This window comes from Levilactobacillus humaensis (assembly GCF_024345185.1).
In the GTDB taxonomy this organism is placed as follows: Bacteria; Bacillota; Bacilli; order Lactobacillales; family Lactobacillaceae; genus Levilactobacillus; species Levilactobacillus humaensis.
This window is the reverse complement of the sequence record NZ_BROB01000025.1, coordinates 25,001-36,378: the sequence shown is the minus strand read 5'-3', so window position 1 is coordinate 36,378 and position 11,378 is coordinate 25,001. Positions and strand designations below refer to the sequence as shown.

At 47.9% G+C, this 11,378-nt stretch carries 9 protein-coding genes; 1 reads left to right on the top strand and 8 read right to left on the bottom strand.

Translation table 11 applies throughout. The features are described 5' to 3' along the window. Positions 1 to 465 precede the first annotated feature (465 nt). The 8 genes from OCU14_RS08615 to ykzS all read right to left on the bottom strand — a co-directional run bounded on the left by OCU14_RS08615 (position 466) and on the right by ykzS (position 8,795). A complete protein-coding gene (locus OCU14_RS08615; protein WP_261810682.1) occupies positions 466 to 2,529 on the bottom strand; it encodes an LTA synthase family protein in 2,064 nt (687 codons plus the stop codon). 141 nt (positions 2,530 to 2,670) lie between these two features. Next, entirely contained in the window at positions 2,671 to 2,907 is a 237-nt protein-coding gene (locus OCU14_RS08610; RefSeq protein WP_020089680.1) for a YkuJ family protein, read from the bottom strand. An 87-nt stretch (positions 2,908 to 2,994) separates the two neighbouring features. Then, positions 2,995 to 4,020: a lysylphosphatidylglycerol synthase transmembrane domain-containing protein gene (locus OCU14_RS08605; protein WP_261810681.1), complete on the bottom strand. Its 1,026-nt coding sequence runs from the start codon at positions 4,018 to 4,020 to the stop codon at positions 2,995 to 2,997. A gap of 4 nt (positions 4,021 to 4,024) precedes the next feature. Further along, entirely contained in the window at positions 4,025 to 5,047 is a 1,023-nt protein-coding gene (locus tag OCU14_RS08600) for a glycosyltransferase family 4 protein (RefSeq protein ID WP_261810680.1), read from the bottom strand. 16 nt (positions 5,048 to 5,063) lie between these two features. Continuing rightward, positions 5,064 to 6,242, bottom strand: a complete 1,179-nt coding sequence (locus tag OCU14_RS08595) for a glycosyltransferase family 4 protein (RefSeq protein WP_261810679.1) — start codon at positions 6,240 to 6,242, stop codon at positions 5,064 to 5,066. Positions 6,243 to 6,429: 187 nt separating this feature from the next. Further along, entirely contained in the window at positions 6,430 to 8,160 is a 1,731-nt protein-coding gene (gene ptsP / locus OCU14_RS08590) for a phosphoenolpyruvate--protein phosphotransferase (protein ID WP_261810678.1), read from the bottom strand. Continuing rightward, the gene (locus OCU14_RS08585) at positions 8,160 to 8,426 is read right to left on the bottom strand and encodes a phosphocarrier protein HPr (protein ID WP_057879076.1); all 267 of its coding nucleotides are present in this window, start codon (positions 8,424 to 8,426) and stop codon (positions 8,160 to 8,162) included. The genes ptsP and OCU14_RS08585 overlap by 1 nt, the downstream gene beginning before the upstream one ends. A gap of 168 nt (positions 8,427 to 8,594) precedes the next feature. Beyond that, entirely contained in the window at positions 8,595 to 8,795 is a 201-nt protein-coding gene (gene ykzS, locus OCU14_RS08580) for a protein YkzS (protein ID WP_261810677.1), read from the bottom strand. Between the two features lie 292 nt (positions 8,796 to 9,087). Here ykzS and OCU14_RS08575 point away from each other — a divergent pair, with 292 nt between their 5' ends. After that, a complete protein-coding gene (locus tag OCU14_RS08575; protein ID WP_261810676.1) occupies positions 9,088 to 11,331 on the top strand; it encodes an ATP-dependent Clp protease ATP-binding subunit in 2,244 nt (747 codons plus the stop codon). The last annotated feature ends 47 nt before the right edge of the window (positions 11,332 to 11,378 follow it).

Below are 11,378 nucleotides of genomic sequence, written 5' to 3'. Positions count from 1 at the left end.
TTGATATAAATATCAAACCGCCCTACACATATTTGGTTTGTCGAAACAATGTTCAGTTTTCAAAGGTCTACCTTGTCGCGAATAACTAACTCCGTGACAACTTTTAAAGTATATCATGCTGTCAAAACACTGTCAACAACTTATTTAAACATTTTATTGAATAAATATCGGGATATTCATCCCCGGTTGAATAAATATTCTTAACAACGATTACTACTATATCAATAATTAAACTGACCGTCAAGCCTTTTTAACAATTAATCTAGCCGGTGTTTCTCGCCGTCGCAACGGAACATTCATAAATTGACAACAGAAAATAGTTTACCAATAACAGCCACACCGGTCAACCCCTAAATGCATATTTAACAAAAAACGTTTCATCAACTGCCCCTGAACCCCGCTATAGCGGTTAACACCACAAAAAAATTGCATTCAACCACTATGGGCTGAATGCAATTCATCATTCTATTTCAGTTCTGGTGCATCGGTCTTGTAGTCCGAGACAGTACTCTTGCCATCATTCTTAGACAGAACACTGGTCTTCTCTTCCTTCTGAGCCTCTGCTAACTTTGCCATCGCTGGCGTGTACTTATAACTAAAGGACGACTTATCCACTTTCTTAAAGTTCTTCGGTGAATAGAACCGTAGGAGATCCCCATAGATAACCCGATCAGACAGAGAAAGCTCCGTCGTCACATGGTTCTGTAGTTGATCAACTTCCTTCTTCTGAGCCGCCGTCAGTGTGAGGACTTCTCCCGTCTTCGTATCATAGACGGTTCCCCCCACCTTCATATACTTCGGGGAGACAAAGTTCCCATTACGAAAGGCCACCGTCTGGTTTCGATTTTTGGCCAAGAGATCTTGCCCAAACTGAACCGTATCCTGGTTTTTAACTCCTAAGAAGTCTAACAGTGTAGGCAAGACATCAATTTCGCCCCCATAGGTGTGATTAATGCCACCCTTCAGACCATCTGCGTGAACCATGAATGGTACCTTCTGGAACTGCGTTAGATCGTAGCCGGTAATCTTATCCTTACCCAACAGTTGGGCAATAGCTGGTCGATGGTTGTTGGAAATCCCATAGTGGTCCCCATAAGCCACGATCACACTATTCTTGTAGAGACCGACCTTCTTCAGGTAGGTCAGGAACTCTGCAAACGATTGATCAAGGTAGTGGGCCGTCTGAACATAAGGGTCCACCGTCTTGTCCCCGGTCTTCGTCGCGGGGAAGTCCGTATTCTTCTTATCTAGCTCATATGGGTAATGATTGGTCAACGTAATCAGCTTAGCATAGAACGGTTGTGGTAACTGTTCAATATACTTGGCCGATTGTTTGAAGAAGATCTTATCCTTCAGACCATAACCGACACTATAGCCCGCCTTCTCCGTATAGGCACTAGAACTAAAGAAGTACTGATAGCCCCAAGACTTATACGTATTATCCCGGTTCCAGAAACTTGGCACATCCCCATGGAATGCTGCCGAGGTGTATCCAGCCTCCTGACTCAGGATTGCTGGTGCCGCCTGGAACGTATTCTGCGTCCCGTAGGTCGTCATCGCAGACCCCTGTGGTAACCCAAACAGTGAGTTCTCGAGCATCATTTCGGCATCGGAAGTCTTTCCTTGGGCAACCTGGTTATAGAAGTTGTCAAACGACAACGTATTATCATTGTGATAGAACTTGTTCAGAGTTGGCGTAACCTCTTTACCATCCACCTTGTAGTCAATTAAGAATTGCTGGAAACTCTCCAAGTGAATGATAAAAACGTTCTTACCCTTCTCCTTACCATAGTAGGACACATTCGGGCTAACCCGGTTCTGCTTCAAGTACTTCAGCACACTCTTCATGTCCGATGCATTGGCACTAGCCCGCGTCGCACTTTCCTTCTGTGTCTGATAGGCGTTAAACGCCGCATACTCATTAAGACCCAGGTATTTAACGATATAGTTGTTATCAAAGGTCCGCGTCAATAAACCAGATCGGTCTGCATTCGCCATCCCAAACTCAGCAAACATCAAGCCAAATGACAGCACGGTAATCGACAACGCATACCGCCGTTTGAATGGCCGTGGGTCAATTCGAATAACATGTGTCACCAGTAAGATGATTAACACGATAATATCAACGTAAACGAAGAAATCATAGAGATGGGTAATCTGAGCGAGACTCTTACCCAGGTTATTGCCAACCGAACTCGAGCCCTTCATGATCCCAAATGACAGAAAGTCGGAGAACTCTCTGTAATACACAACGTTTGCGAAAATCCAGGTGGATTCTAGCACGTCGATAATCAGCATTAGCCAGTAAGCTAATCTGCCCCGGAAATACAGGGCAATCCCGAATACCAACAGGGCGGCCGGTAATGGGTTAATTAGTAGTAAAAACTGCTGCACACTGCCCTTAGCACCTAAGGTAAACTCAGTCTGATAGGCAATGTATGTTTTTACCCAAAATAAAACGACGATTAATAGGAAAAAGCCCATACGGGTGTTTAACCAATTCGTCTTCCGCTTAAAAAAGTTCGCCATGAGACTGCCTCCACATAATAATTAACATCATTCAAGTATAGCTGATATTATCGGGTAATCAATCCGATTGCGGAACCTTTGGAAAAATTCAATCTTTTCCCGATATAATAAAAAAACAAAACTATGGCACCCATAGTTTTGTTAGTTATCCGTCAGTAAATCAAATAATTCGATAGCCACCAGGTCGATGTTATCAAATTCAAAAGTCGTCTCCGGATTATGTTCGGTTAACGTGTAAGTGTGAGTAGCTTGGTTAAAGACAACCGTTGCCTGCTCAACGCCTTCCTTTTCAAAACGACGGGGCTGTGGCTCGTCGGTAGCATCCTCTTGCATCGCCTTTAAGCGATTGATGATGCCAATCAGTTGAGATTCTTCCATGATTGGTCCCCTTTCTAGCTTTCCACTAATGATTTTACCAAACTTGGGGCCATATGACACGCCCAAATCGAGAAAAACTCATTGATTTCATGAATCTGAGTCCTCGGTCACCCGATCTGGTCGAATGACCATCGCCACTAATCCAGCCAACATCCCGAAGTAGTAGGTCAATAACCGCCAGAGAATCATGGCCAATACTAGCTTACTACTCGAAGAGATATAACTCCGGAAGATCATTTCAAAGCTGTACTCCGCCCCACCGGCACCACCGGGAATTGGGAAAAGTGAAATGACCATCACGATCAGAATGTGGAAACTCGTGACCATGACGATATTTGCCGAGGTATAGCCCAGGGCTAACATAATAAAGTACGGAATCAAGTAGTAAAAGGCCAGCTGGAAGAACGTGATCACAAAGACCCGTAGCATCAGCTTCCCCTTTCCACTGATTCGGACACTCTCGGCATAGAAGGAATCGATCTTGCTGTTGATATTGCGTGACATCCGTTCATAACGCTCTGGCTTCACAAACCATTTCACCGGGTAGAGGACGACTGTCACCATCTTCTTGGTAAAGTTATACCAGAACATGATCATCAGTAACCCCACAATAACTGCCAGATGAATACAGAAACCAAAGACCACTAACCAGACCAAGGCATGAAGCTTATCCTGGATTTGGTTAAACCCAATCATCAAGGCAATTAAAAAGTTAATGACAATCATCGATTGGTAGACCACGAACTTCATTAATAACACCGAACTCGCCTTCCCAGCATCGACCCCCGTTTGCATCAGGGCAATGAGTTGGGCGGGCTGACCGCCTGAAGAAAACGGCGTGATCCCATTAAAAAGTTGTTCAACCATGGGAATCCGTAAGGCATCCTTAAAGGTGAACCCAGTGATCCGATCGGAGATAAAGACCTTCACAATCCAGGCCTCTAGTCCCAGGTAGATGACCATGCAGGCCACCGCTACCCCGAACCACCAGAAATTAATATGAACAAAATCGTTCACGAGAACGGAAAACTTAATGTCCCGGAGTGAATAGGCGAAGATTGCAATCCCCACCAAAAACATAATCGTTAAAACCCACTTATTTCGACGGGACATGTCACTACCTCACTTTTGCTTGTTGCTGATAGAATTGCCGCCAGATCTCCGCTAAGTGGGCCTCGGAATAACGCTCCGCGGCTGCCAAACTTTGCTGGTGCCAGTGTGCCATGGCTGTTGGATTCTGTGGTAAGTCATGGAGTTGTTGATTCATCTCATCATAATCCTTGGCCGGTTGGTAGTCGCCTGCGATGATGGCCTGGTACAGGTCCAGATCACGCAGTAACACCGGTGTCCCGGTACTAAAGGCTTCTAATACAGACATTGGAAAAAGTTCATTAAACGATGGCAGTAAAAAGAGATCAGCCATGTTGTAGTAGTCCACCAGTTTGTCACGATCGACAATTCCCGGAAAACTCAGGTTGGCTGGTGGATCATCCACGACCTTCTTCAGCGCCGCATAGCCATCGGTCATCCGGCCAAATGAAAAGCCGCCGGCCCAAACGAATTGAATGTCTGGATTGTTCTTCGCCAATTTAATAAAGTCAAAGAGCCCCTTACGTTCCTGAATCTGACCAATACCCAACACCGTAAAGCGCTTGGTATCATACCCGTACTGTTGACGTAAGGCCACCTGACGATCGTGATCCACGGGATAGAATTCCTTGCGACTCACAAAATTGGGAATATAGGTCACCCGTTCTGCGGGAATCCCATAGGCAACCAACTTGGGAATAAAAGTCGGGTTGACCACAACAATGTGGTCCATCCGCTTATAGAATGCAATGACATATTTATAGAAGATTGACCGAAAGGGCTGGGGAATCTTCAGACTACCCTCAAGTGTCTCCGGCAAGAAATGAACGTAGCCAATCTTACGGCCGCGTCCAGGTAAAAATGTTGACAGGTAGTAAGTCGGATTAATCGTGTGGTAATGGGTGACGTCTACCCGACTGTATTTGTTAACCGTGACTTGAAACTCATCGTGCAGCCGCGTCTTTAACAAATTCATTAATTCATTGTAGGCACTCCCCACACCCTGACCCTTAACCGAATCGGCCGTGGAGAACATATTAATTTTAAGCATCAAATAACTCCCTTAATCAATCACTAAAATCCGGCGTATCCTCATGCGCCTCTTCGTAACTGGCCTGGGCGTCCTGATAAAAGGAAATGACCCGTTGACCAAAAGTATCGGCGGAGATTTCTGCCAGCTTACGTGCAAGCAGTTCTGGATTTTGTTCCTCATCCCCGTGACGCAGATAATCCACCACGTTGGCTACCAACTGATCCTCTGTCGAGAAAGTCACACCTAGCGCCCGATCCGACAACAAGTCATCGGTATAGGGACTGGTCATGACCACGATCTTCGTTCCCGCCGCCATGGCCTCGATATAAGTCAGCCCTTGGGACTCCGAATCAGAGGAAGAGAGAAAGACATTGGCCATGTGGTAATAATGAAATACTTCATCATTATCAATCTCACCGGTAAAGGTAATATGGTCCATCAACCCAGCATCCTGAGCTTGTTGTTCCAGGTCGGCCTTGGCTGGCCCATCCCCAACAATCAGTAGCTGCGCCTCGGGCACTTGTTCCAAAATCCGCGGCATAGCGGCAATGCTGGCCTTGATATTCTTTTCATAGGCCAAACGACTCAACGACAGAATCACCGGCGTATCAGGCCCATAGCCCCACTGACGCCGCAGATTTGCCGTATCCGGTTGCTCATACTGATGAAGGTTTACCCCGGTTGGAATGATTCGAATTGGTGTTTTAACCCCATAATCGGTTAAGGTCGTCAACACTCGGTCACTCGGCGCAACCACACCAGTCAGATGATAACAAAAGGCTAGTGTCGCTTGCTTCACATGCACCGGTTTTAAGATCTTACCGTTGGCCACATAGTGCAGATAATCCTCATACATGGTGTGATAGGTATGTAAGCAAGGAATTTCCAGGTTACGCGCCACAAACTTGCCGATCCACCCCATCGAGAACTCCGTCTGGGTGTGAACAATGTCCAAGTTCAATTCCTTGGCAATTTGATAGGCCTGGAACAGCCCGCGCACCGCAATCCGTCTGTCCGTAAACGAAACGAACGGAATGCTTGAAAACCGAAAGACATTTCGTTCATAAACATTCCGTTCGACTTGTGGGTCAGTCGTAGTAAAAATGTACACCTGATGACCCTGTTTTTCTAGTTGATCCCGCAACGTCTTGATCGACGTTGCCACCCCACTCACTTGAGGGAAATAGGTATCTGTAAATAAGCCAATATTCATCGCCAATCCCCCTTGCGTCTGTGTTTGGCTAAACCTTTTCTAATAGCACTAAATACAATCATCACAATTATATGGGTTTGGCTAGGGGATTGCAAACCTCAGGCCCAATCGCAAACAAAATTAAAGAGACGGCACCTAAAGCCTTTATGGCTGGTCCCGTCTCCCTGTAATTTTTCAATTTAGAGTCTTATCCCAGAACGTCTGGCACGGCGGCTTGAACCATCGTGACGACCTCCTGGCTGGTGCTGGCTGAATTAACCGCAGTCTCTGCCAATGAGGTGAGTTCGTGGGCATCCAAGTGGCTAATGAGTTCTCGCGTCTTCAAGATGGCGTTAGGCGCCATTGAGAACTCATCTAAGCCCATCCCCAGCAATAAAGGTACCGCAATAGGGTCACCAGCCATCTCACCGCACATCGCAATTGGAATCCCTGCAGCGTGTGCCGCTGAAATAACCCGATCGACTAGCCGCAATACGGCTGGATGGTAAGGTTGATACAGATATGCCACATCCTGATTGGTGCGGTCGGCAGCCAAGGTGTAGCCGATGAGATCATTGGTGCCGATACTCATGAAATCCACCTCGGCAGCAAAACGGTCAGCCAGTAAGGCTGCGGCGGGCACTTCCACCATCATCCCCACGTCAATCTTACCCATGGCGACCCGGGCTGTAGTAAGCTTAGCCCGCTCGTCAGCATAAATTGCCTTGGCCTGGCGCAACTCATCCAGCGTCGTAATCATCGGAAACATAATCCGCAACTTGCCGTATGCCGAAGCCCGAATCAAGGCCCGTAGTTGACTCCGAAAGACCTGTTGGTGAGCCAGACTCTGGCGAATGGCCCGCGACCCCATAAAGGGATTGGCCTCATCCTGAGCTGGACGATAGGGTAATGGTTTATCCCCACCAACATCCAAAGTCCGAATGACTACCGGTCGTGGCGCCATAGTCGTCAATATTCGTCGGTAAATCGTGAACTGCTCATCCTCAGAAGGCAAGTGATGGGCATCAAGGTACATGAATTCAGTTCGCAACAGACCAATGGCCTCCGCCCCACCAGCCTCAACGCGTGGTAAATCGGCAACCGTTCCCATATTGGCGGCAAGCGTCACACCGACACCATCTTTGGAGACCGTGCCGTGATGGCGGATACTGGCCAAACGTTCCTGATTCTGCCGGCGCTTAGCCATCTCTTGTTTCGCCGTCGCGACTTCGTCATCGTCCGGCGCCACCACAACGTTACCTTGAGAACCGTTAACGATGACCATGTCACCATTCCCCAGTTGTTGCGTCGCCACCTGAGTCCCCACGACCGCCGGCAAATTTAACGAACGTGCCAGGATCGACGAGTGTGAGGTTCGGCCACCGGTATCGGTAATGAACCCCAAAACCTGTTGTGGATTGACCGCAATGGTTTCGCTGGCCACCAAATCATGCGCCACGACCACCACGGGATCGGTCACGAGGGCCAGATCTGGCAAGTCCACACCCAGTAACTTGGCCGTTACCCGCTTGGTCACCGCCCGGTATGTTGCCAGACGTTGTTGCAGGTACGGATTATTCTGCAGACTCGTCAGCCGTTGCTCGGCATCGTGAGTAACCGTGAGTAGCGCAGCCTCGGCATTGATCCGTTTTTCCTGGATAAGCGCCGTGACCGGATCGACCAGTTCGGCATCCCTAACCATCGCCATTTGCGCAATAAAAACCTGGGCACGATCCGCACCCAGGTTTTTATTTACACGAGTTTTTATCGTCTCAATATCCGAGGCGGCTGCTACAAGGGCCTGATGGAATCGCTCTATCTCTTTATCAAGATTTTGAATTGACCGCTGATGAATCTCGAGTTGCGGGTCAACCAGCCGAAAGACTCGGCCACAGGTTAGCCCATCACTCGCAGCGATCCCCTTGAGCATCGTCTTCATTATTTAGATAAACCCTCTTTTACCATGGTATCAGCAACAGCCTTCATTGCGTCGGCTTCGTCGTCACCATCAGTGGTGATCGTAATGTCAGCATTTTGGCCGACACCCAATGACATCACACCCATGATAGACTTCAAGTTAACGGACTTGTCTTGGTACTGCAAGCTAACCTCTGAGGTGTACTTGCTAGCTGCCTGAACTAATAAGGTTGCAGGACGGGCATGGATACCAGTTTCGGATGTTACATGAAATTCGCGTTTTTCCATAATTGATCGATCTCCTTTAAGCTTAGGTTGACTTCTTATTGACGATGGCTCGCCTTGACCTTGCGCAGTGGTCAAACAACCATTGAACGAGTCATGCCTACCTACTAAGAATATCAATCTAACCACTAAATTACAAGTTGTTAGTGAACCGCTTACATAAAAAATTCGTCATTCGCCGCTATTTCCGGCGTCATGATCATAATGATAGACAAGTTTTCCGTCTTTGTGGGCCTGACCAACCACCCGCTTTCGGGTATCAAAAGCCATGAAAGCTTTCTGAAAAGCCGGGAAGCTTGCCGGCGTTACCTCGAACTGGTCAATCTTGCCATCTTTGAGTTGATTCAATAAATCCGTGAAATCTTCTGCCACATTGCCACCCCCACTTCGTTGTTTCCTATATATTCTACGGTGCATCTTCGCCGACGTCAAAAGAAATTTTCAATTTCCGAGACTGATTTTAGCATTCTATGGGAGAGAGTGCTAAAATAAAAGGCGTTCGTGAGGTAATCCCTCGTGCTACGCGGTTACTGGGTGAATCAAAATACTTGCACCCCCTAATCAACGCGGTATAATGTGTTCAATGGTCAATAAAGGTCAAAGGCTTTTAATTGATCCTGTGGGACTTCCCACGAGAACTCCAGGCAAGAAAGGAGACGACAAGATGCTATGTCAAAATTGCCACCGCAATGAAGCAACGATTCACCTTTACATGAGTGTAAATGGGCAGCGGCAACAAGTTGACCTATGCCAAAATTGTTACCAGCTGCTGAAACAGCAACAATCAAACGATTCTGGAAATGGAGGTGGCCGTATGGCACAAGATCCATTCGGCTTTGGTAACCTGGATGATATTTTCCGGGCCATGCAAGGCGGTAACGGCAACGGTAATCCTTCAGATTATCGTCAAGCTTCCGGTCAAGGCAACCGGCCAACACAACCATCAGGCAACCAGGGCTCTGGCAATGGCCTACTTAATCAGTATGGCCTGAACCTCACGCAACTGGCAAAAGATGGTAAGGTTGACCCTGTCATTGGTCGAGACAAAGAAACGGCACAAGTCATCGAAATCCTGAACCGACGGACTAAGAACAACCCCGTACTCATCGGGGAAGCCGGTGTTGGGAAGACGGCCGTCGTTGAAGGCCTTGCGGAACGAATTGTCGAAGGCAACGTTCCTCAAAAGCTCGCCAACAAACAAATTATCCGTTTAGATGTCGTATCTCTGGTTCAAGGAACCGGGATTCGAGGTCAATTCGAACAACGGATGCAACAATTGATGAAAGAGGTTCAGTCCAATCCGGACATCATTCTCTTCATCGATGAAATTCACGAAATCATGGGTGCTGGAAATGCCGAAGGTGGCATGGATGCCGGGAATGTTTTGAAACCCGCCCTCGCCCGTGGTGATTTCCAATTGATCGGGGCAACCACGTTAAATGAGTACCGTGACATTGAAAAGGACCAGGCGTTAGCACGGCGGTTCCAACCCGTAACGGTAGACGAACCGAGTGCCGATGAGGCCGTGAAGATTCTTAAGGGTATTCAAAAGAAGTATGAAGACTATCACCACGTTCACTACACGGACGACGCCATTGAAGCCGCCGTTCGGTTGTCAGACCGGTACATTCAAGACCGCTTCTTACCTGACAAGGCCATTGACCTGTTAGATGAGGCTGGTTCGCGGAAGAATCTGACCATTAACGTGGCGGACCCTAAGGCGATTGACGAAAAGATCAAGTCCGCCGAAGGACAGAAGCAAGACGCCTTGAAGCAGGAAGACTACGAAAAGGCTGCCTACTACCGTGACCAAGTGACGAAGCTGGAGAAGTCCAAGGAATCAGCAACAACTGCTGATCCGAACACTTCGGTTGAAGTCACGGTCAAGGATATGCAAGACATCGTGGAAGAAAAGACCAACATCCCCGTCGGTGAACTCCAAGCCAAAGAACAACATCAACTCCAGAGTTTAGGAACCGACCTCGAGAAACACGTCATCGGCCAAAATGAAGCCGTTGATAAGGTTGCTCGGGCCATCCGACGTAACCGGATTGGGTTAAACGGAACTGGACGCCCAATTGGGTCATTCCTCTTCGTGGGCCCTACCGGTGTTGGGAAGACGGAATTAGCCAAGCAACTGGCCAATGAACTCTTTGGCTCAACGGATGCAATGGTTCGATTCGACATGTCTGAGTACATGGAACCACATTCCATTTCTAAGTTGATCGGGTCCCCACCTGGCTATGTTGGGTACGAGGAAGCTGGTCAATTAACGGAACAGGTTCGTCGTCACCCTTACACGTTGATTCTGTTGGATGAAATCGAAAAGGCACACCCCGACGTTATGAATATGTTCTTACAAATTCTTGACGACGGCCGCCTGACCGATTCTCAAGGCCGAACCGTCTCCTTCAAGGACACGCTGATCATCATGACCAGTAACGCCGGAACTGGGGATGCCGAAGCCAACGTTGGTTTTGGTGCCGCTGCTAATGGCACGACGCATTCCGTATTGGGGAATCTGACCAACTACTTCAAGCCAGAATTTCTCAACCGTTTCGACGATATCATTGAGTTCAACTCTCTGAGCAAGGACAACTTGATGCAGATTGTGGATCTCATGATTGGTGACGTTAACCAGATGCTGGCTGGCCAAGGCCTCCACATCCATGTCACGAAGCCCGTCGAAGAACAATTGGTCAAGAAGGGCTACAATCCTGCTATGGGTGCTCGGCCATTACGGCGAGTTATCCAAGAAGAGATTGAAGACCGGATTGCCGACTTCTACCTGGACCACGCAGATGTTAAGAATCTGGTGGCACGGATCGAAGACGACAAGATCACGTTGGCTGCCGACAACGACGCAGAGTCAACGTCCTCAACCGACTCATCAACTAGTAAAGCTTAACCTTTGAATTTAGGAGACTCACGACGAGATCGTGAGTCTCTTTTTTT

Excerpts from the sequence above, each read along its gene's own strand:
- OCU14_RS08615 (WP_261810682.1), bottom strand. The coding sequence starts at position 2,529 with ATGGCGAACTTTTTTAAGCGGAAGACGAATTGGTTAAACACCCGTATG.
- OCU14_RS08600 (WP_261810680.1), bottom strand. The coding sequence starts at position 5,047 with ATGCTTAAAATTAATATGTTCTCCACGGCCGATTCGGTTAAGGGTCAG.
- OCU14_RS08585 (WP_057879076.1), bottom strand. The coding sequence starts at position 8,426 with ATGGAAAAACGCGAATTTCATGTAACATCCGAAACTGGTATCCATGCC.
- OCU14_RS08595 (WP_261810679.1), bottom strand. The coding sequence starts at position 6,242 with ATGAATATTGGCTTATTTACAGATACCTATTTCCCTCAAGTGAGTGGG.
- OCU14_RS08575 (WP_261810676.1), top strand. The coding sequence starts at position 9,088 with ATGCTATGTCAAAATTGCCACCGCAATGAAGCAACGATTCACCTTTAC.
- ptsP (WP_261810678.1), bottom strand. The coding sequence starts at position 8,160 with ATGAAGACGATGCTCAAGGGGATCGCTGCGAGTGATGGGCTAACCTGT.
- OCU14_RS08610 (WP_020089680.1), bottom strand. The coding sequence starts at position 2,907 with ATGGAAGAATCTCAACTGATTGGCATCATCAATCGCTTAAAGGCGATG.
- OCU14_RS08605 (WP_261810681.1), bottom strand. The coding sequence starts at position 4,020 with ATGTCCCGTCGAAATAAGTGGGTTTTAACGATTATGTTTTTGGTGGGG.